Here is a 20844-nt window from a genome sequence, read left to right as displayed (position 1 = left end):
TTCAAACAAAAAAGGACGACTCAAATTGAGTCATCCCTGTTTCAATTACGTGATGGATAAGCTTGCACTCGCATAGCCTGCTACAGTGTTAATTAAAGATAAGCCTGTTGCAGTCGCAGAGAAAGCAACCAGTAATCTTGTTTCTGCTGTAACTGGCACATTCAGACCAGTAGCGATGCCGTTTGAAATGGCACCAAGAGTTAGAATCCCAGTTAATGGTGGAGCCAATGTGACACTCGCTATTTGAGTGAAGCTGTTATCTGGTGTCGGTGAAGCAAATATACTTGCTGTCACTGTAATACTCGTGCCGACTAAAGCCAATGCTGCCGTGGTACTAAAGTATCCGGCAAAAGAAGTAATAGTACCATCTCTTGGTACAGAGAATGCCATATTTAAAAGCGTACCTGCTGCACCTGTTAAGTCGATGATACCACCAAGTATGCTAACGCCTGTTGCAGAGCTACCAAAGCCGACCAAGCTAGATGTTCCAACAAGACCGCCTGCAATTGTAGTCAAGACAGCAGGGGTACCTGATGCAACTGGAATAATCGCACTCGCTCCGGTTGGGCCAGTGTCTCCCGTCGCTCCAGTTACGCCTGTGGCTCCCGTGACTCCGGTTGGACCGGTATCTCCTGTGACTCCTGTGGCTCCCGTGGCTCCGGTCGCTCCTGTGACTCCTGCTATTCCTGCGGTTCCCGTGGCGCCGGTTGGACCGGTATCTCCCGTCGCTCCGGTGGCTCCCGTGGCTCCGGTTGGACCGGTATCTCCTGTGGTTCCTGCGGCTCCGGTGGCTCCCGTGGCGCCGGGATCTCCGGTGGCTCCGGTGGCTCCCGCTGCTCCTGTTGCTCCTGTAGCTCCGGGATCTCCTGTGATTCCTGCGGCTCCGGTGGCTCCCGTGGCGCCGGGATCTCCGGTGGCTCCGGTGGCTCCTGTTGCTCCTGTATCTCCGGTCGCTCCGGTCGCTCCTGTTGCTCCGGTGGCTCCTGTCGCTCCTGTTGCTCCTGTAGCTCCGGGATCTCCTGTGGTTCCTGCGGCTCCGGTGGCGCCGGTTGGACCGGTATCTCCTGTGGCTCCGGTTACGCCTGTGGCTCCGGTATCTCCCGTCGCTCCGGTCGCTCCTGTGACTCCTGCTATTCCTGCGGTTCCCGTGGCGCCGGTTGGACCGGTATCTCCCGTCGCTCCCGTGGCTCCTGTGGCTCCGGTGGCGCCGGTTACACCTGTGACTCCTGCTATTCCTGCGGTTCCCGTGGCTCCGGTTGGACCGGTATCTCCCGTCGCTCCCGTGGCTCCTGAATCTCCGGTGGCTCCTGTCGCTCCTGTTGCTCCTGTAGCTCCGGGATCTCCTGTGGTTCCTGCGGCTCCGGTGGCGCCGGTTGGACCGGTATCTCCTGTGGCTCCGGTTACGCCTGTGGCTCCGGTATCTCCCGTCGCTCCGGTCGCTCCTGTGACTCCTGCTATTCCTGCGGTTCCCGTGGCGCCGGTTGGACCGGTATCTCCCGTCGCTCCCGTGGCTCCTGTGGCTCCGGTGGCGCCGGTTACACCTGTGACTCCTGCTATTCCTGCGGTTCCCGTGGCGCCGGTTGGACCGGTATCTCCCGTCGCTCCCGTGGCTCCTGAATCTCCGGTGGCTCCTGTCGCTCCTGTTGCTCCTGTCGCTCCGGTGGCGCCCGCCGCCTCCCGTGGCTCCGGTGGCTCCTGTTGCTCCGGTGGCGCCGGTTACACCTGTGACTCCTGCTATTCCTGCGGTTCCCGTGGCGCCGGTTGGACCGGTATCTCCCGTCGCTCCGGTGGCTCCGGTGGCTCCTGTTGCTCCTGTATCTCCGGTGGCTCCTGTCGCTCCTGTGGCTCCTGTGGCGCCCGTCGCCCCGTGGCTCCGGTGGCTCCGGGATCTCCTGTGGTTCCTGCGGCTCCGGTGGCTCCGGTTGGACCGGTATCTCCTGTGGCTCCGGTTACGCCTGTGGCTCCGGTCGCTCCTGTTGCTCCGGTGGCTCCTGTCGCTCCTGTTGCTCCTGTAGCTCCGGGATCTCCTGTGGTTCCTGCGGCTCCGGTGGCGCCGGTTGGACCGGTATCTCCTGTGGCTCCGGTTACGCCTGTGGCTCCGGTATCTCCCGTCGCTCCGGTCGCTCCTGTGACTCCTGCTATTCCTGCGGTTCCCGTGGCGCCGGTTGGACCGGTATCTCCCGTCGCTCCCGTGGCTCCTGTGGCTCCGGTGGCGCCGGTTACACCTGTGACTCCTGCTATTCCTGCGGTTCCCGTGGCTCCGGTTGGACCGGTATCTCCCGTCGCTCCCGTGGCTCCTGAATCTCCGGTGGCTCCTGTCGCTCCTGTTGCTCCTGTAGCTCCGGGATCTCCTGTGGTTCCTGCGGCTCCGGTGGCGCCGGTTGGACCGGTATCTCCTGTGGCTCCGGTTACGCCTGTGGCTCCGGTATCTCCCGTCGCTCCGGTCGCTCCTGTGACTCCTGCTATTCCTGCGGTTCCCGTGGCGCCGGTTGGACCGGTATCTCCCGTCGCTCCCGTGGCTCCTGTGGCTCCGGTGGCGCCGGTTACACCTGTGACTCCTGCTATTCCTGCGGTTCCCGTGGCTCCGGTTGGACCGGTATCTCCCGTCGCTCCCGTGGCTCCTGAATCTCCCGGTGGCTCCTGTCGCTCCTGTTGCTCCTGTCGCTCCGGTGGCGCGCTCCTGTTGCTCCTGTCGCTCCGGTGGCGCCCGCCCCCGTGGCTCCGGTGGCTCCTGTTGCTCCGGTGGCGCCGGTTACACCTGTGACTCCTGCTATTCCTGCGGTTCCCGTGGCGCCGGTTGGACCGGTATCTCCCGTCGCTCCGGTGGCTCCGGTGGCTCCTGTGGCGCCGGGATCTCCCGTGGCTCCGGTGGCTCCTGTAGCTCCGGGATCTCCTGTGGTTCCTGCGGCTCCGGTGGCTCCGGTTGGACCGGTTGGACCGGTATCTCCTGTGGCTCCGGTTACGCCTGTGGCTCCGGTATCTCCCGTCGCTCCGGTCGCTCCTGTGACTCCTGCTATTCCTGCGGTTCCCGTGGCGCCGGTTGGACCGGTATCTCCCGTCGCTCCGGTGGCTCCGGTGGCTCCGGGATCTCCTGTGACTCCTGTCGCTCCGGTTGCTCCCGTGGCGCCGGAATCTCCTGTCGCTCCTGTAGCTCCGGGATCTCCTGTGGTTCCTGCGGCTCCGGTTGCTCCCGTGGCGCCGGTTGGACCGGTATCTCCCGTCGCTCCGGTGGCTCCGGTGGCTCCCGTGGCTCCTGTTGCTCCTGTGGCTCCGGTTACGCCTGTGGCTCCGGTATCTCCCGTCGCTCCGGTCGCTCCTGTGACTCCTGCTATTCCTGCGGTTCCCGTGGCGCCGGTTGGACCGGTATCTCCCGTCGCTCCCGTGGCTCCGGTGGCTCCTGTATCTCCGGTGGCTCCGGTGGCTCCGGTTGGACCGGTTGGACCGGTATCTCCTGTGGCTCCGGTTACGCCTGTGGCTCCGGTATCTCCCGTCGCTCCGGTCGCTCCTGTGACTCCTGCTATTCCTGCGGCTCCCGTGGCTCCGGTGGCTCCTGTCGCTCCGGTGGCGCCCGTGGCTCCCGCCGCTCCTGTAGCTCCTGTCGCTCCGGTGGCTCCTACTCCTGGTCCCGTTGGACCTGTTGGACCTGCGGGCCTCTCCTTCCTCTCCCGCCTGGCGGACCTTGAATGACACAAACACAAGGATCTTTTCCGCAACAAAGGTTTTTCACTGGTCTTCTGGTTTGTCCTTTCTTACAGCTATCACATTCCCATCCATCATCCTTATACGCATCATACCAGCTTCCTTTTTGGTAATGGCCTTTAGAATGAGAGGGATAAGTTTTTCCGCATTGTCTACATCTTTTCATAGAATCACCCCCTTATCCTATTCAAGTATCTAGAAAATGGTGTTTGTACAATTTAAGTAAGCTACAAAATTTCAAAAACTTATTACATATCACAAAGTGCACTTAATTCCTTTATTTTTCAGAATACCACTCAAGCTTATGCCCACCCTATATTTTCCATGATAGTACATCCCCTTAGTTCTCATCCAAATAACCAAGGGATTTTTCAACATTATTCTAAGGAGTTCACTTTAAGGGGAGTCTAAAAATTTGGAGTCGCTTTTCTTTCAGCTAAATTCACAAGGGGAGACAAAATCAAAACGGTAAAACGTTACTTAAGTGGTTGAGAGAGTTTGTTTGGGATCACACATCATATTGGAGTGCACCAAAGTATACTTCACTATTGAAAAAAAACAGCTAAAATATTTGATTTGCCTTCTTCCTCAACGCTTTGGAATGAGCAACACGTAACGGAAACACAAGGAACAGACGCCCTCAAACCAAAGAAAAAGGGGCGTCCTCTATGAAAAAGAAAATAGGAAAGCAAGCACCAGCTAAAGGATCAATGGAAGCTTACAGGCAGAGGTAGAACATTTGCACATGGTGAATGAGTATTTAAAAAAGTTGAATGCCTTAGTTCAAAACAAGGAACCATCACCAAACGAGACAAAGCGCAAGTCGTCTATCATATAAGGCATAAGTATCCGGTGAAAGCATTACTTCAACTCGCAGGTATTCCGCACAGTACCTACTATTACTGGGTGAAGCATTCGAATCGTCCTGATCGAGATGCGCCAAGCTGAAAAGATGATATAAACCGTTTATAAGGAACATCAAGGCCGTTATGGATATCGCCTGGAACCTTCGATAAAATTGCACCTAACATTTTAGCTAGTCACTTTCAAACTGAAAAGCGAATATGACAGAGTTCAAATTATTCGGGCAGAAGCTCTACCTTTCGCCCATATTAGATCTATTTAATGGTGAGGTCATCACCTATACAATTGATTCAATACCCGTTTATTCCCTTGTCTCGACGATGCTTCATCAGGCATTTGACCGTTTGAAAGATGAGGAGAAGACCGTTATACATTCCGACCAAGGCAGGCATTATCAAATGAAGCATTATAGACATGCCCTAAAAAAACTGGGGATTACACAGAGTATGTCCCGAAAAGGCAACTGTTACGATAACGCAGTGATCGAAAATTTTTTTGGTATCTTTAAAGTCTGAATTTCTGTACCGAACTCATGCCTAGAAAGCTGTCTAATACGAACCCGTGGTTAAATTTCGGGGGTCACTTCTTTATGGGCTATTTATGTATTTTTGAAACTTGTAACTCGAATTAGTCATATTGTAGTAGTTTGTCCTTCTGTGTCTACCACATTTTCCAACTTTGTTATCTATTGAAAACTACACTTCTTTATGAAATCACCATTTATTTAAATCTATACAAAAAACGAAAACGATGCTTGAAACTGTTTAGCACATTCTTTTTCTTAAAAAAGCTTTAGTATTACAAAAAAATCCAGTGCGAGATCAAAATTCATCTCGCACTGTAGAACAAGGTTTAGGTTAAAAGTTTAATTCATTCTGAATATTATTAACCGTGCCTGTGTATATGCAATGGACTGCCCGCTCGCGTTATTTAACGTAATTGCCGTACCTGCAGGAATTTGTCCGGTCACTCCCATAGCAACAACTTCTTGACCAGTTGCTGTCCCGTTGTTGGTACCACCACCAATATTTACACCATTGCTTTGTATATTTATATTTGTTGGACCAACTTGAGCAGCAAGAGGAGAAACTTGTGCAATGACAAAATAATTACCAGCCACCTGAGTCGTAAAAGTGTTTGGAGCTGTTAAAGTCACATTAACTAGATTAGTTGCCCCATCCAATGGTATGTTAGCACCAATTGCAACAGTTTGGGCACTGGAAACTGCACTGGCAGATGCGGTCGCTAGTGCACCGGTTGCACCCGTTGGGCCGGTGTCACCTGTGGCCCCGGTTACTCCTGTCGCTCCCGTTGGACCTGTGTCACCCGTGGCTCCAGTTACTCCTGTCGCTCCCGTTGGGCCGGTGTCACCTGTGGCTCCAGTTACTCCTGTCGCTCCCGTTGGGCCGGTGTCACCCGTGGCTCCGGTTACTCCTGTCGCTCCCGTTGGACCTGTGTCACCCGTGGCTCCAGTTACTCCTGTCGCTCCCGTTGGGCCGGTGTCACCTGTGGCTCCAGTTACTCCTGTCGCTCCCGTTGGGCCGGTGTCACCTGTGGCTCCAGTTACTCCTGTCGCTCCCGTTGGGCCGGTGTCACCTGTCGCTCCCGTGGCTCCTGTGGCTCCGGTTGCACCTGTATCTCCGGTTGCTCCGGTGACTCCTGTTGCACCTGTCGCTCCGGTGGCTCCTATATCTCCGGTCGCTCCGGTGGCACCTGTGGCTCCTGTGGCTCCGGTCGCTCCGGTGGCACCTGTGGCTCCTGTGGCTCCGGTTGCTCCTGTGGCTCCTGTGGCTCCGGTTGCACCTGTATCTCCGGTTGCTCCTGTGGCTCCGGTTGCACCTGTCGCTCCGGTGGCTCCTGCGGCTCCTGTGGCTCCTGCGGCTCCTGTGGCTCCGGTTGCACCTGTATCTCCGGTTGCTCCGGTTGCACCTGTATCTCCGGTTGCTCCGGTGACTCCTGTTGCACCTGTCGCTCCGGTTGCTCCTATATCTCCGGTCGCTCCGGTGGCACCTGTGGCTCCTGTGGCTCCGGTTGCTCCTGTGGCTCCGGTTGCACCTGTATCTCCGGTTGCTCCTGCGGCTCCTGTGGCTCCGGTTGCACCTGTATCTCCGGTCGCTCCTGTGGCTCCGGTTGCTCCTGTGGCTCCGGTTGCACCTGTATCTCCGGTTGCTCCGGTGACTCCTGTTGCACCTGTCGCTCCTGTCGCTCCTGTGGCTCCGGTTGCACCTGTCGCTCCGGTTGCTCCTGTGGCTCCGGTTGCACCTGTATCTCCGGTTGCTCCGGTGACTCCTGTTGCACCTGTCGCTCCGGTGGCTCCTATATCTCCGGTCGCTCCGGTGGCACCTGTGGCTCCTGTGGCTCCGGTTGCTCCTGTGGCTCCGGTTGCACCTGTATCTCCGGTTGCTCCTGCGGCTCCTGCGGCTCCTGTGGCTCCGGTTGCACCTGTATCTCCGGTTGCTCCGGTCGCTCCTGCGGCTCCTGTGGCTCCGGTTGCACCTGTATCTCCGGTTGCTCCGGTGACTCCTGTTGCACCTGTATCTCCGGTTGCTCCGGTGACTCCTGTTGCACCTGTCGCTCCGGTGGCTCCTATATCTCCGGTCGCTCCGGTTGCTCCTGTGGCTCCGGTTGCACCTGTATCTCCGGTCGCTCCTGTGGCTCCGGTTGCTCCTGTGGCTCCCGTTGCACCTGTATCTCCGGTTGCTCCGGTGACTCCTGTTGCACCTGTCGCTCCGGTGGCTCCTGTGGCTCCGGTTGCACCTGTCGCTCCGGTGGCTCCTGTGGCTCCGGTTGCACCTGTATCTCCGGTTGCTCCGGTGACTCCTGTTGCACCTGTCGCTCCGGTGGCTCCTATATCTCCGGTCGCTCCGGTGGCACCTGTGGCTCCTGTGGCTCCGGTTGCACCTGTATCTCCGGTTGCTCCTGTGGCTCCGGTTGCTCCGGTCGCTCCTGTGGCTCCTGTGGCTCCGGTTGCACCTGTATCTCCGGTTGCTCCTGTGGCTCCGGTTGCTCCGGTCGCTCCTGTGGCTCCTGTGGCTCCGGTTGCACCTGTATCTCCGGTTGCTCCTGTGGCTCCGGTTGCTCCGGTCGCTCCTGTGGCTCCTGTGGCTCCGGTTGCACCTGTATCTCCGGTTGCTCCTGTGGCTCCGGTTGCACCTGTCGCTCCGGTGGCTCCTATATCTCCGGTCGCTCCGGTGGCACCTGTGGCTCCTGTGGCTCCGGTTGCACCTGTATCTCCGGTTGCTCCTGTGGCTCCGGTTGCACCTGTATCTCCGGTTGCTCCTGCGGCTCCTGCGGCTCCTGTGGCTCCGGTTGCACCTGTATCTCCGGTTGCTCCGGTCGCTCCTGCGGCTCCTGTGGCTCCGGTTGCACCTGTATCTCCGGTTGCTCCGGTGACTCCTGTTGCACCTGTATCTCCGGTTGCTCCGGTCGCTCCTGCGGCTCCTGTGGCTCCGGTGGCTCCTGTGGCTCCTGGATCTCCTGTGGCTCCGGTCGCTCCTGCGGCTCCTGTGGCTCCTGTGGCTCCGGTTGCACCTGTATCTCCGGTTGCTCCTGTGGCTCCGGTTGCACCTGTATCTCCGGTTGCTCCTGTGGCTCCGGTTGCACCTGTATCTCCGGTTGCTCCTGTGGCTCCGGTTGCTCCTGCTTTGCTCCCGTGGCTCCGGTTGCTCCTGTGGCTCCTGTGGCTCCTGGATCTCCTGTGGCTCCTGTGGCTCCTGTGGCTCCGGTTGCTCCTGTGGCTCCTGTGGCTCCTGGATCTCCTGTGGCTCCTGTGGCTCCTGTGGCTCCGGTTGCTCCGGTTGCTCCGGTTGCTCCGGTTGCTCCCGTGGCTCCTGTGGCTCCTGTGGCTCCGGTTGCACCTGTATCTCCGGTTGCTCCGGTGACTCCTGTTGCACCTGTCGCTCCGGTGGCTCCTGTGGCTCCTGTGGCTCCTGTGGCTCCGGTTGCACCTGTATCTCCGGTTGCTCCTGTGGCTCCGGTCGCTCCTGCAGCTCCTGTGGCTCCGGTTGCACCTGTATCTCCGGTTGCTCCGGTGACTCCTGTTGCACCTGTCGCTCCGGTTGCTCCTGTGGCTCCGGTTGCTCCGGTTGCTCCTGTGGCTCCGGTCGCTCCTGCAGCTCCTGTGGCTCCGGTGGCTCCTGTGGCTCCGGTGGCGCCTGTGGCTCCGGTTGCTCCTGCTGCTCCCGTGGCTCCGGTGGCGCCTGTGGCTCCGGTTGCTCCGGTTGCTCCTACTCCTGGTCCCGTTGGACCTGTTGGACCTGTTGGACCTGCTGGACCTCTCCTTCCTCTCCCGCCTGGCGGACCTTGAATGACACAAACACAAGGATCTTTTCCGCAACAAGGGTTTTTCACTGGTCTTCTTGTTTGCCCTTTCTTACAGCTATCACATTCCCATCCATCATCCTTATACGCATCATACCAGCTTCCTTTTTGGTAATGGCCTTTAGAATGAGAGGGATAGGTTTTTCCACATTGTCTACATCTTTTCATAGAATCACCCCCCTCCATCGTATTCATCCTCACTGGGAAAGGTGTATGTACATTTTTATTTTTATTTGGAAATATCGAAAAGACCTTGCACTCCATGCACAAGGTCTTTGTTTCATTGAAATCTCATCGTCATTTTTAAATCCTTTCCTACCATACTATATTCAATATCCGCTGGACGGATCGCCTCTTTTAGTTTTTTCACACCTTCTCCTTCGAAGAAAGTAGGCGCATGTTTTCCACCTATCAATAAAGGTGCCATATAAATAACAGCTTCATTTATAAGTGACGCTTCTAAAAATGATGCACTCACGCTTCCTCCTGCCTCTACAAGTACCGACATCACAGAACGCTTCTTTAACATGTTTAACACTTCATGAAGATCTGTCCGTTGTTCCCCGTTTGTGACAAATACTTCATACCCTTTTTGCACAAGCTGATCATACTTTTTTTGATCGTATATTCGTGAGGTACAAATTATGGTTTCTGCCATATGATCTGTTAAGCATTTGGAATGAAGCGGAATCCTTAATGTTGAATCTAAAATGACACGAATGGGCTGAGTGATGAATGAATCCTTCACAATTAAACCTGCATCATCTTGAATAATCGTTTCCACTCCTGTCAGTACCGCATCTGCTTCTTGACGTAAACGCTGCACTTCTGTTCTCGCTTCTGTTCCAGTGATCCATTTGCTTTCTTGATCAGCCGTTGCAATTTTCCCATCTATTGAAATAGCTGATTTTAATATGACGTAAGGAAGGTCTGATTGAATGAAATGAAAAAAAGGCACATTTAAGCGATCAGCCTCCTGTTTACATATTCCTTCATCTACTTCGATCCCTGCTTGTTTCAACACGGTAATCCCTTTCCCTGCTACAAGCGGATTCGGATCTTGCGTCGCAATGACTACTCGTTTCACACCACTTTTGATAATCGCTTCTGTGCAAGGACCCGTTTTCCCATGATGCGAACAAGGTTCGAGCGTTACATACAGATGAGCTCCTTCTGCCTTTTCTCCTGCCATGTGCAGTGCATGAATTTCAGCATGAGGTTCGCCCGCCTTCATATGAGCACCCATTCCAACAATTTCACCTTGCTGTACAATGACTGCACCGACAAGCGGGTTTGGGGAGGTTTGCCCTTTCATTGCCTTTGCGTTGGCAATCGCCAGTTTCATATAAAACACATCGTCTTTCATGTGAGTCTCCTTTCTTCTCTTTCAAGGGAAAGAACTCCTTCAGGAAATGAAGGAGTTCTATTCTCATATTTTTTCCATCCGTTTCTTTTCAGAACGATCATAGTAAGGCAAGGAATAAAAAAGTTTATATGATGCTCGTTGTTTACAAAAACAGCATTTGCGACATTCATATTTATTAATGAGGAGCACATGCGGACAATTGAGTACAGTCAGGCCTTTTTTCATATGTTCCTTGCAAACACTTATCATGAGAATCCCCCGCTTACATTCTTTTTCTTAATGAGAGATTACTTCTTTTGGAAATTGTTCAAATAAGCGCAGTACTTCGGTATACGTGCCATCTTCTCGAATATGATAAATCCCACCATCATACGAGCTTGCGTATACATCATTGCCTAATTGTCTGATGGCACTAATTCCATTCTTGGCAATTCTAATTGGGCCGGTATTGACCCCAAGCTCTGGATTCCATACTACGATATAGCCCCAATAATCTCCGCTCACAATATAGCCAGAGTCTGTGACAGAGACCGATTTAATCGAATACTGGTGTTCATTATGTTGGTCTAAAATTCTTCCTGTATGCAAATCAAACAATCTCACATTCTTGTCACGGCTGACAATGGCAATACGGTCTCTTTTGCTATCAATGAACACGTCATTTAACAGCTCTGTCGCCCCGATATATTTCGCTTTTAAAGACAAGCTCTTCTTATCTAAAAGACAGATGGTTCCTTCTACCGCAGCTGTGATGATATGATCTCCTTCTACTTTTAGTGCTTTCACAGCACAATCGTGTGCTTTGGAACGGCCAACTTCCTTTAAATGCTCCGTCGATATGACATGTACATAGCCGCCGTAAGTTCCAATATAGAATTGCCGGTCCTCCTCGTGGAAATACACACTGTTGACCGGCCCTGTATTCAGATCAAACGAAACCATTTGCTGTAATGATTCATGAACAATATGCACCTGACTTGCATGATCTCCCCACGCATAATAGCTTCCATCTCGTGCGACAGCCACTCCATTTGTTAAAACGCCTGTCGATTTAGCGATTTCAATCCCATTCTTTCTGAATTTTCCGTCATCTGATGCTGTGATGATATCTCCCGCATCAGTCAGTGCAATATCATTAATAGATGGTGTCGCCATTTCGATCTCATCTGATACAACTTTCCCCTTTTCAATAGACCATTCACAATACGTTTTTCCAAAGCTGGCTCCTAGGATGGATTTCTCATCCTCCGTCCAGACAAGCGAGCGCTCCCACTGATATTTATGAGGCAGCAGCGTATCGACTAAATCCCCTGTTTCGTAATTCCACAGCTTAATTAAATGGTCATAGCCTGCTGTCAGCAAGTAATTGCCGCTTGGAGAAAAGTTCACACGCTTGACGCCCTGTAAATGAGCTTTGATGATTTTTTTCTCCTGTAACGTCACCGCATCATAAATAATAACGGTGCCATCGTCTCTGCCAAGTGCGAACACTTCTTTTTGATTGCTGCCGCTGATTGTGTCCAGCTCATAATCAAACGGACCGATTTCCCCTACAATTTCTCCTGTATCATACAGCCATACAAGAACGTAGCCATCATCACCTGTTGTATAAGCTTTATCGCCATGAATCCATACAGCTAATACATCCTTGCTATGTCCATGAAATTCTCTTAGGATGGCTCCTGTTTCGATATCCCAGACTAAGCATCTTCTATCTCTGGACACCGATACAAGCAACGTATCCTGCTTCGCAAAAGCAACGGCTTCTACATCATCCGCATGACCAAACAAGGTGCGAATTCTAGTATGTGTGCCTGTATCATACAATTGAATGGTATAGTCTGACGAAGCACTCGCTAAGTACTTTCCGTTTTCAGAAAGAGATAAAGAGTTAATGATATGCTCGTGACTTCCAATAAACGTTCCTTCTCCTGTCGCCCGGTTCCACTGATAAATACAGCGGTCATAGCCGCCAGTGTAAACAATTTGGTCCTGCTGAGTTGATAAAACAGATGTAATTGGTCCTCTATGCATGGTTTTACACTCCCACCTTTATATGTTGTTTTTGACGAGTCATGACACGAAACCCAGTAAATCGAAAAACAGGGTCTGGGTGCTTTCCGTGTCTTCTAGCGACTCTGCATAAATCCCCGCCTCTTGCAAAGGAGCCGCCTTTTAAAATGTAGTAATCACTGCCAAGCGTTTCCGTTAAATCATCTACGACCTCAATGCCGCCTTCGTACACATGATTTTTGGTGTTGACCCATTCCTCGACGTTGCCCCCCATATCATAAAGTCCGAATAAGGATCTGCCCTTTTCGTAATGGCGGACAGGCGTCGTTTTTTCGATATTTGATTCGTACGTATTACAGTAAGAAGGGTCAAACTCATCTCCCCATGGGTATTGATTTCTCGTGTTACCCCGGGCAGCATATTCCCATTCTTCTTCAGTAGGGATCGACACGTCTATCCCGAGTTTCCCGCTCAGCCACTGACAGAATGAGAAGGCTTCCTCGATCTCCATGCCCCACGCCGGATGATCTTTCCCGCCGCCTAGTTCTTGATTTGTTAAGCTCTCCGGGTACGACTGGCCTGTTTCATCACAATAGCTTTGATACCATTCATTGGTGACGACCGTATCTGAAATGAAAAATTCATTGATATACGACTGATAGGATGGAAATTCTTTATACAGCCATTTTTGAAATTTTTTCTCACGGCCGTAAGTTGGATTGAGAAGCTTGTCCTTCCAGAATTCTGATGCCTTTTTCATATCTTCTTCATTACTTCCGATTGTTGCATAGCCGCTTGGGATTTGAATCCAATTGATTTCAGGTTTCACGCTTTTCTCCCGCCTTCTTTAAAGTAAACTCATCTACTGATTAATTAATTTTTTCTCATCGACCATATGTCCTGAGGCTGCTTTTGCTTTTAAATAGGCTTCATTATAGAGAGAGGCTTCGACCGTATGATCAAACCGTAAAACAGGAAGACCATAAGCAGCAATGGAATCGACTTTATCTGGATTGTTCGTTAGGAGATGCATTGGTTTCCCTTTGTTTAAATAGTGCAGAACAGCCGCTGCCTCCTCGTAATGCCGGTCATCATCTCCGCAGCCAATCAGACGGTTGGCTTCAAAAGTATCCAGCTGCATTTCCTGTAATTTATACGTCAATGCTTTCGCCATCAGCCCAATTGACCGCCCTTCTTGATTGGCCATATAGACGAGCATGCCTTTTCCGTAATCAGTGATTTTTTTCAGCGATAACGCAAGCTGTGGACCGCAGTCACATTTCAGTGACCCAAACACATCCCCTGTTTGGCAGACACTATGAATTCGCACAAGCGGCGGCATTTCATTTTCAAAGTCGCCAAATAAGAGACAAGAGGAAAAGGTTTGCTGCGCGGTACTCATTTTGACAATAGATTCGATCGTTGGTTTTGTCTCCCCTTCAACAGGTGCGAAGGCATACCATTTAAATGGCACTTCTTCATGTTGAATGGAAATCGGAAGGTTCACTGGCCCCACGAGCAAATAGTTTTTTTCTTGAAAGGTAAAATGATGAATCATTGATTGTAATTCATCTACAAACTTGTTCATTTGTCTCCCCCCTATTCATCGCTGCACCCAAATCGACTCCGGTAGCGCAGTGATGGTGATGAATATGCGTCCGCACTCATGGCTTAAAAGAACATGGATGTGCGTTTCCTCTCATCGTTCAGACCTTAATTCCACCTATTCTAGCGATATGTCAATCTAGGTCTTTTCCAGTACAAAGGAGCAGAATTCTTGGTTCATAACGCCTTTCCCTTACATGATGCGCACATGCTGTTTCTTAGAATGAACACCTCTGCTACGTTTGAGTGTTCACCTTTGTACTAGATTTTGACGGCAATGACATGATGCTGGCTAATGCCGGCTTTTGCTTTTAATGGTGTAATCGATACAAGCTCCAGACCTGATGAACAAATTCTTTCTCCAAGCTGAGAGTCTGAAAACGAAAAGTGGAAACGCCCATCCTCTCCGATTAATCCTGTTCTCCACTCTTCTCCCCATACAACAAGTGAGAAGACGCCGCCTTCATGAAGCAAAGAGGAAACCTGTTTTAAATAACGCTCATGATCATCAGGGTGCTGGTGATGAAAGCAGCCATGATCTAAAATTAAATCAAACTGCATCCCTCGACCTTGGCCCATCGACCAGGACATAAAATCTTGATGAACAAAATGGACAGCAACCGTTTCTCTTTTCTGTAATCCTTCCCACTCCTCATGCTCATACAGGTCGATGCCGACATATGCGGAAAGTCCGCTTAAATGTTCCAGCGCCCGGCCGTTCCCGCATCCGATATCCAGCACAGAAGCAAGTGTATTCTTTTCCCTTGAACGCCATGCCTTTAATGACATCACAGCTGCATCTGTTAAGGATGGATCAGTAGACCACATATCTGTTCTTTTCTCATAATGTTCTTGAAATGCCATACGCATTTTTTCTAGATACAATCCACTGTCTTCATGGTATAAAGCTTTTTTCATCACAGGACCTCCTTCTATTAAAATCGATTTTTCGGGCAAAGGTCATTTTCAAGCAAAACACCTTATGTTAAAATGAAAGATGGATTTTTTAGGAAATCTATTTTCTGAAAAAGGAGAGAAGCATCCCACATGTTCACTCTTCTTTTTCAGCATGCATCCTCATATGCAGCCATTTGACAGCTACATCGCATCAGCTTGTTATCTCTTTTTTTCATATGAGTTCACCTCCTTCACCGTTCGATCAACTCACTGCCTTTATTGAAAACGCTTTCTATTCTGTACAGGAATACGACGTCTTTTGAATATCTCTTGCAAAGTGATCATAGTAGAAAGATCATCTACTGTTTAAATCGACTATCATTTCTTCTTCATGTAAAAAACCATTTTCTTGTGTTTTAGTAGAAATTTCACGAGTGCTTTTACCTTGGTTTTATGCCACCACCTATCACTAGAGTGTGCCTAGAATAAACCCATCAGAAATTTAACAACTACTTCCATAACAACTGGAATAAGCCAAATATATTGTTTTTAGATTATTTTGTCAACAAATTATTTCCTAAAAATTAAAATGAATTTTCTAATTGAAAATACAGGTATTTTTCGTGGTTTTTTGACCTCAAAACACTTATTTCTACATGAAAACACACCATAAACCAATAGAACTAAGAAATTTATCTACTAAATTACACAAGATTCCCATTACATTTTGAAACAAAATTGAAAGATACAATAATTATTTCCCGAATAGATTTTTGTGATATTTTGACTATTCTTTTCTCATTTCCTATCATTTTCTTTGGTATATCTGCATTTTCAATTAGATGATTTACTGTTTATTCCAATCTGCTGTTTTTTCTTAATATAGTAAAAAAGATGCATCCTCTCCTTCAGAGATGAAAGCATGAAAAAAAGCCCCTTACGAAAGTAAGAGACTTTTTTCAGTTGGCGTTTATGCCCAAGTTTTCACTTTTTCATGGTCTGTCACAAAGAGAAGGACTTTCCCTTCGTCTAAATGTTCTTCAAATGTTTCAGCTTCTTCTTTAGAGAAACCAATTTCATGGATTTTATTTCGGAGCTCATCGCCCTTTTTACTAAAGATGTTTCCAACAGCATGTTTCAGTCCAACTTCTCTTGGACCTATCGTATTGGCATCTGCATTTTCAGCAATACGCTCTGTACGATCATCGTCATGGGACAGAACATAAATGTCCTCTCTTGCAACACCGAGTGATTTTAATTGCTCTACATCTCTTTGAAGTGTTTCATCATTTGAATACTCTCTTACAACAGGTTTCATTTTATATTCCTCCTTTAGCGTCTTACGAATCTTTTACCCGTCACTTTTATCATTAAACCTTCCTTGAGCACATCCATTTTACATTGTGTACTAGCCATGCCTATTGACTTATTTTTGACAAAAATCCTGTAAGAATGACTAAATTTTCTGAAATATTGTGTTCATCCCTGCTGTTTTATTGTACAATTCTTGTACTGGAGGCTAGAAATGAGGTAGAGCTGATGTATTACTTTTCAGCGGAACAGCAGTTTAATGCTTGGGTTGTCAGTGATTTGGTGAAACAGCTTTTTCAAAAGTGGAATCCTGAAGAAGCAAAAGCAAAGCCGCTTACATTGTTTGCTGAACAGCACTTTCGCATCTCCATTGATTATCTCTTTTCCATCATTATCAACATTGGAGATATCGAGTCGATTGAACAAAATCCACAAGACCTGTTGTCCTCATACTTGAATATCCTTTTTCCTTTTGTGACGCGCGATATGATGAAAGCCTCTATGCAAAATGCGAACGAATATTTATTAAAAGAACGTGATGCGGACGTGTATCAGCTGTTTGGCTGTCTGCCGCCGCTCCTCTCTGTTGACTTCCAAAAAAGTAGTCCTCATCTATGAGATGGCGGCTGCTTTTTTGTATGTGTTTCAAATAGACCGTATGTTTTGAATGAAAAGAAGCAACATGTTAATGTAAATCTAGGCTGCAAGTGAAAGGGAGGATTTGACATGAGTCAACAAAAGCAAATTCAATTAGCCAAACGTCCACAAGGATTACCTACAAAAGATGTTTTTCATTTTGAAACAGTCGATATACCTGTGCCGCAAGATGGTGAAGTCTTGATTCAAACGAAATATGTTTCTGTAGATCCTTATATGAGAGGACGAATGCAGGATACAAAATCCTATACACCTCCATTCAAGCTAAATGAAGTGATTCAGGGCGGTGTTGTCGGAGAAGTTGTCGAGTCTAAATCGCCTCAATTTGAAAAAGGTGATTTTGTTCTTGGATTCCTTGGCTGGCAAGAATATTCCACGGCCAAAGCTGAATCTCTCACTAAAATTGATCCATCTATTGCGCCATTGTCCTATTATTTAGGCATTTTGGGCATGCCGGGACAAACCGCATATTTCGGACTTCTTGCGATTGGTCAGCCAAAAGAAGGCGAGACCGTTGTCATTTCTGGGGCCGCAGGTGCTGTTGGTTCCGTTGTTGGACAAATTGCTAAGATCAAAGGCGCTCACGTCGTTGGGATTGCGGGATCTGATGAAAAGCTGGCTTATTTAAAAGAGCTGGGCTTTGATGAAACGATTAATTATAAAACAACAAATGACTTAGATGATGCCATTGCAAAGGCGTGCCCTAACGGCGTCGATGTGTATTTTGACAATGTAGGCGGCGAAATTTCTGATGCTGTGATGAATCATTTAAACCGCTTTGCACGTATTCCAGTGTGCGGCGCGATTTCGTCTTATAACATTAGCGCAAGCGAGGACATCGGACCGCGTGTGCAAACAAAACTCATTAAAACAAGCGCATTGATGCAAGGCTTCATTGTTGCCAACTATTCAGATCGTTTTGAAGAAGCAGCAAGAGATCTCGCACAATGGGTAAAAGAAGACAAACTGACGTATAAAGAAACAATCGTTGAAGGCTTTGACAACATTCCTGATGCATTCATCGGATTATTCAAAGGTGAAAATGTCGGAAAACAACTTGTCAAAATTTCATAAAAAGAAAGGACCCTCCATGTGGAAGGGTCCTTTTTCTATGCTTGCTTTGGCGCAAGATGTAGTTGGCCTTGCTTATAAACAATTTCCTGAAGCGAAAGATTTAGCTTTTTCGCCATTTTTTTAAGCATAGAATGCTCTTGAGGTGTGACTAGGCTGATGACAGCCCCTTCTTTTCCTGCGCGCCCGGTTCTGCCTGAACGGTGGATATAGCCTTCTTCGTTTGGCAGATCAGCATGGATCACGTACGGCAGATCGTCAATATCGATCCCTCTTGCTGCGATATCCGTTGCAAGAAGAAGTGGGAATTCACGCTGTTCAAATTCCTTTAAGATGATAGCTCGTTCTGCTTTTTTCGCTTCACTATGAAGGACACCGAGGTCGACATGGTGATACGCTAATTTCTCTGCATAAATACTTAGATTCGTAATATCACGCACAAAGACGAGCGCATGCATGTCCTCAAGCCGTGATAGCTTTTGCAGTAGTTTCACTTTGTCACGCTGGTCACATAACAGATAATAGTGTCCTACTTTCTGCGCTTCTTCCTCACTTCTGGCAATTTTCAATACTTCTGGTTCAGTTGTCATTTCTTTAATCAGTTGAACCGTTTCGTCTTTCAGTGTCGCAGAAAAACAAAGGATTTGTCTTTCTTTTAATGTGGATTTAATGATCGCTTGGATCGTTTTCATATGCTCTGGCACAAGAAGCTGATCTGCTTCATCTAGCACGATCGTTTTGACTTCGTGCATTTTCAGTTTCTTGATTTTGATTAATTCTTGTACACGGCCAGGTGTTGCGACAACGATGTTCGGGTGTTTCTTTAGTTTTTCCTGCTGCTTTTTGATGTTCGCTCCACCAATCAAGGAGACCGCTTTGATGTCTGATCCTTGTTTGAACGCTTGCACGACATCAAAAATTTGCATCACAAGCTCTCTTGAAGGTGCCAAGATTAAGACTTGTGGGTGCTTGATATTCACATCAATTTTATTTAAAAGCGGCAACACATACGCCAGTGTCTTCCCCGTTCCCGTAGGCGATTCTGCAATCACATCACGCTTCTCCGTAATCCATTCTGCTGTTTTTTCTTGTATAGCTGTTGGTTTTTCGAAGCCAGCCGCTTGGAAGTTCTCTTGAATAAATGGCTTTGCTTCTTTTAAAAATGCCCAATTTTCTATCATGTCGATCTCCTTTATCCTCATTCAATCTATCCTTTAGTATCTCAAAATCAGCTTTGAAACGCAATTTTTCTTTTGATGCTTTTATCGAGCCGGACAGTTCGATATAATCATGAGAGGCACTAGCCGTTTTGAATCTATTTGAGGTGTAAAAAATGATATTATCTGTTAAAGATTTAAGCCATGGCTTTGGCGACAGAGCCATTTTTCACGAAGTCTCCTTCCGTTTATTAAAAGGTGAGCATGTCGGCTTAATTGGCGCCAACGGTGAAGGAAAGTCAACGTTTATGAATATTATTACTGGCAAGCTGGAGCCAGATGCAGGAAAAGTGGAATGGGCGAAAAATGTCCGTGTCGGCTACCTGGATCAGCACACTGTGCTAGAAAAGGGCAGAACGATCCGCGAAGTACTTCAGGATGCATTCCACTATTTATTTTCCATGGAAGCAGCGATGAATGACATTTACGGCAAAATGGGTGAAGCCGATCCTGATGAGCTGGAAAAGCTGTTAGAGGAAGTGGGCGTCATTCAAGATGCGCTCACAAACAATGATTTCTATATCATTGATTCCAAGGTTGAAGAAATAGCGAGAGGTCTTGGGTTAACCGATCTTGGACTGGACCGTGATGTGACAGAGCTGAGCGGCGGGCAGCGTACAAAAGTATTGCTTGCGAAATTGCTGTTAGAGAAGCCAGAAATTCTCCTTCTCGATGAGCCGACCAACTATTTAGATGAGCAGCATATTGAGTGGCTGAAGCGCTATTTACAGGAATATGAAAATGCGTTTATCCTCATTTCACATGATATTCCGTTTTTAAACAGCGTCATTAACTTGATCTATCATGTTGAAAATCAAGAGCTCACGCGCTATGTTGGTGATTATGATCAATTTAAACAAGTGTACGAAGTCAAAAAGCAGCAGCTTGAAGCAGCTTATAAAAGGCAGCAGCAGGAAGTGGCTGAATTAAAGGATTTTGTGGCAAGAAACAAAGCGCGTGTCAGCACAAGAAATATGGCCATGTCCCGTCAGAAGAAACTGGATAAGATGGATATGATTGAACTCGCAGCAGAAAAGCCAAAGCCTGAATTCCACTTTAAGACGGCACGGACTTCTGGGAAATTGATTTTTGAAACAAAAGATTTGGTCATTGGTTATGATGAACCGCTCTCTCGTCCATTGAATCTAAAAATGGAACGCGGGCAAAAAATTGCGTTATACGGTGCTAACGGGATCGGAAAAACGACATTGCTGCGAAGTCTCCTTGGAGAAATCTCCCCGATTTCGGGTGAGGTGGAACGCGGAGAATTCCTTCATATTGGCTACTTTGAGCAAGAAGTAAAAGAGCAAAACAGCAACACCTGTATTGAAGAAGTATGGGGCACCTTCCCTTCTTACACGCAATATGAAGTGAGAGCTGCTCTTGCTAAATGCGGATTAACGACAAAGCATATTGAAAGCCGCGTGTCTGTTCTAAGCGGTGGAGAAAAAGCAAAGGTCCGTCTCTGTAAGCTGATCAATGAAGAAACCAACCTACTTGTTCTCGATGAGCCGACCAATCACTTGGATGTCGATGCCAAAGAAGAACTAAAACGTGCATTAAAAGAATACAAAGGGAGCGTCTTATTGATCTCTCACGAACCTGAATTTTATCAAGATGTAGCAACTGAAACTTGGAATTGCGAGTCTTGGACGACAAAAGTATTATAGGCTTCAAATTGTTGACAAAGGGCCAAAATGATCTTTATTTTAGCCCTTTGTCTTCTTTTCAGCGTGATAGAAAACCTTTGAAGTCCTGACAAAGAATGCGAGGGTTTGTCTACACGCTGAGCCTTATATCTGATGCAGATATAAGGCTTTTTTC

19 protein-coding genes and 2 pseudogenes are annotated in these 20844 nt (G+C 48.5%); 11 read left to right on the top strand and 10 right to left on the bottom strand.

Features of this window, described 5'->3' with window-relative positions; translation table 11 throughout:
* Positions 1-45 precede the first annotated feature (45 nt).
* Both NST39_RS04235 and NST39_RS19945 read right to left on the bottom strand, forming a co-directional pair.
* A pseudogene (locus NST39_RS04235) lies at positions 46-2142 on the bottom strand (exosporium glycoprotein BclB-related protein).
* Between the two features lie 419 nt (positions 2143-2561).
* Complete coding sequence (locus NST39_RS19945) at positions 2562-3692, bottom strand: hypothetical protein (protein WP_445662379.1); 1131 nt, start codon at positions 3690-3692, stop codon at positions 2562-2564.
* A 565-nt stretch (positions 3693-4257) separates the two neighbouring features.
* Here NST39_RS19945 and NST39_RS19940 point away from each other — a divergent pair.
* A pseudogene (locus NST39_RS19940) lies at positions 4258-5088 on the top strand (DDE-type integrase/transposase/recombinase); the annotation flags it as partial.
* A 340-nt stretch (positions 5089-5428) separates the two neighbouring features.
* On the opposite strand, the gene NST39_RS04220 reads toward NST39_RS19940, so the two are convergent.
* Positions 5429-5746, bottom strand: a complete 318-nt coding sequence (locus tag NST39_RS04220; RefSeq protein ID WP_341027241.1) for a hypothetical protein — start codon at positions 5744-5746, stop codon at positions 5429-5431.
* 479 nt (positions 5747-6225) lie between these two features.
* Between NST39_RS04220 and NST39_RS04215 the strand changes: the two genes are divergently transcribed.
* The 7 genes from NST39_RS04215 to NST39_RS04185 all read left to right on the top strand — a co-directional run bounded on the left by NST39_RS04215 (position 6226) and on the right by NST39_RS04185 (position 8873).
* Entirely contained in the window at positions 6226-6516 is a 291-nt protein-coding gene (locus NST39_RS04215) for a hypothetical protein (protein WP_341027240.1), read from the top strand.
* 6 nt (positions 6517-6522) lie between these two features.
* Positions 6523-6741, top strand: coding sequence for a hypothetical protein (locus tag NST39_RS04210; protein WP_341027239.1), 219 nt, complete (start codon positions 6523-6525; stop codon positions 6739-6741).
* A gap of 114 nt (positions 6742-6855) precedes the next feature.
* Positions 6856-7083 carry a hypothetical protein gene (locus NST39_RS04205; protein WP_341027237.1) on the top strand — a complete coding sequence of 76 codons (228 nt, stop codon included), beginning with the start codon at positions 6856-6858 and terminating at the stop codon, positions 7081-7083.
* A 42-nt stretch (positions 7084-7125) separates the two neighbouring features.
* On the top strand, positions 7126-7272 hold the full coding sequence (locus NST39_RS04200) for a hypothetical protein (protein ID WP_341027235.1): 147 nt from the start codon (positions 7126-7128) through the stop codon (positions 7270-7272).
* Positions 7273-7808: 536 nt separating this feature from the next.
* A complete protein-coding gene (locus NST39_RS04195; protein WP_341027234.1) occupies positions 7809-8444 on the top strand; it encodes a hypothetical protein in 636 nt (211 codons plus the stop codon).
* A 6-nt stretch (positions 8445-8450) separates the two neighbouring features.
* Positions 8451-8597, top strand: a complete 147-nt coding sequence (locus NST39_RS04190) for a hypothetical protein (protein ID WP_341027233.1) — start codon at positions 8451-8453, stop codon at positions 8595-8597.
* Positions 8598-8603: 6 nt separating this feature from the next.
* A complete protein-coding gene (locus tag NST39_RS04185) occupies positions 8604-8873 on the top strand; it encodes a hypothetical protein (RefSeq protein WP_341027232.1) in 270 nt (89 codons plus the stop codon).
* A 290-nt stretch (positions 8874-9163) separates the two neighbouring features.
* Here NST39_RS04185 and ribD read toward each other — a convergent pair whose 3' ends face one another.
* The 6 genes from ribD to NST39_RS04155 form a co-directional block, all read right to left on the bottom strand.
* Positions 9164-10249: a bifunctional diaminohydroxyphosphoribosylaminopyrimidine deaminase/5-amino-6-(5-phosphoribosylamino)uracil reductase RibD gene (ribD, locus tag NST39_RS04180; RefSeq protein WP_126741149.1), complete on the bottom strand. Its 1086-nt coding sequence runs from the start codon at positions 10247-10249 to the stop codon at positions 9164-9166.
* Positions 10250-10525: 276 nt separating this feature from the next.
* A complete protein-coding gene (locus NST39_RS04175) occupies positions 10526-12283 on the bottom strand; it encodes a WD40 repeat domain-containing protein (RefSeq protein WP_106067759.1) in 1758 nt (585 codons plus the stop codon).
* Between the two features lie 4 nt (positions 12284-12287).
* Positions 12288-13091: a formylglycine-generating enzyme family protein gene (locus tag NST39_RS04170; protein WP_044141256.1), complete on the bottom strand. Its 804-nt coding sequence runs from the start codon at positions 13089-13091 to the stop codon at positions 12288-12290.
* A gap of 33 nt (positions 13092-13124) precedes the next feature.
* Positions 13125-13850, bottom strand: coding sequence for a GTP cyclohydrolase II (locus NST39_RS04165; RefSeq protein ID WP_012009236.1), 726 nt, complete (start codon positions 13848-13850; stop codon positions 13125-13127).
* A 278-nt stretch (positions 13851-14128) separates the two neighbouring features.
* Complete coding sequence (locus NST39_RS04160; protein ID WP_044141255.1) at positions 14129-14785, bottom strand: class I SAM-dependent methyltransferase; 657 nt, start codon at positions 14783-14785, stop codon at positions 14129-14131.
* A 949-nt stretch (positions 14786-15734) separates the two neighbouring features.
* Entirely contained in the window at positions 15735-16082 is a 348-nt protein-coding gene (locus NST39_RS04155; protein ID WP_044141254.1) for a general stress protein, read from the bottom strand.
* 221 nt (positions 16083-16303) lie between these two features.
* Here NST39_RS04155 and NST39_RS04150 point away from each other — a divergent pair, with 221 nt between their 5' ends.
* Positions 16304-16693 carry a YfmB family protein gene (locus tag NST39_RS04150; RefSeq protein WP_341027230.1) on the top strand — a complete coding sequence of 130 codons (390 nt, stop codon included), beginning with the start codon at positions 16304-16306 and terminating at the stop codon, positions 16691-16693.
* A gap of 108 nt (positions 16694-16801) precedes the next feature.
* Positions 16802-17806, top strand: a complete 1005-nt coding sequence (locus NST39_RS04145; RefSeq protein WP_341027228.1) for an NADP-dependent oxidoreductase — start codon at positions 16802-16804, stop codon at positions 17804-17806.
* Positions 17807-17841: 35 nt separating this feature from the next.
* Here the strand turns inward: NST39_RS04145 and NST39_RS04140 are convergent, their stop codons facing one another.
* The gene (locus tag NST39_RS04140) at positions 17842-18984 is read right to left on the bottom strand and encodes a DEAD/DEAH box helicase (RefSeq protein ID WP_278178183.1); all 1143 of its coding nucleotides are present in this window, start codon (positions 18982-18984) and stop codon (positions 17842-17844) included.
* Between the two features lie 152 nt (positions 18985-19136).
* Between NST39_RS04140 and NST39_RS04135 the strand changes: the two genes are divergently transcribed.
* Positions 19137-20690 (top strand): ABC-F family ATP-binding cassette domain-containing protein, encoded by a 1554-nt coding sequence (locus tag NST39_RS04135; protein WP_044141251.1) that lies wholly within the window; start codon positions 19137-19139, stop codon positions 20688-20690.
* Positions 20691-20844: the final 154 nt, after the last annotated feature.

This window comes from Bacillus sp. FSL W8-0645 (assembly GCF_038007905.1).
In the GTDB taxonomy this organism is placed as follows: Bacteria; Bacillota; Bacilli; order Bacillales; family Bacillaceae; genus Bacillus; species Bacillus pumilus.
Note: the sequence above shows the minus strand (reverse complement) of the source record. Positions and strands in the feature narration are given on the sequence as shown.

Coding starts and splice junctions, on each gene's coding strand:
- NST39_RS04155 (WP_044141254.1), bottom strand. CDS start 16,082: ATGAAACCTGTTGTAAGAGAGTATTCAAATGATGAAACACTTCAAAGA.
- NST39_RS04165 (WP_012009236.1), bottom strand. CDS start 13,850: ATGAACAAGTTTGTAGATGAATTACAATCAATGATTCATCATTTTACC.
- ribD (WP_126741149.1), bottom strand. CDS start 10,249: ATGAAAGACGATGTGTTTTATATGAAACTGGCGATTGCCAACGCAAAG.
- NST39_RS04145 (WP_341027228.1), top strand. CDS start 16,802: ATGAGTCAACAAAAGCAAATTCAATTAGCCAAACGTCCACAAGGATTA.
- NST39_RS04150 (WP_341027230.1), top strand. CDS start 16,304: ATGTATTACTTTTCAGCGGAACAGCAGTTTAATGCTTGGGTTGTCAGT.
- NST39_RS04175 (WP_106067759.1), bottom strand. CDS start 12,283: ATGCATAGAGGACCAATTACATCTGTTTTATCAACTCAGCAGGACCAA.
- NST39_RS04135 (WP_044141251.1), top strand. CDS start 19,137: ATGATATTATCTGTTAAAGATTTAAGCCATGGCTTTGGCGACAGAGCC.
- NST39_RS04160 (WP_044141255.1), bottom strand. CDS start 14,785: ATGAAAAAAGCTTTATACCATGAAGACAGTGGATTGTATCTAGAAAAA.
- NST39_RS04140 (WP_278178183.1), bottom strand. CDS start 18,984: ATGATAGAAAATTGGGCATTTTTAAAAGAAGCAAAGCCATTTATTCAA.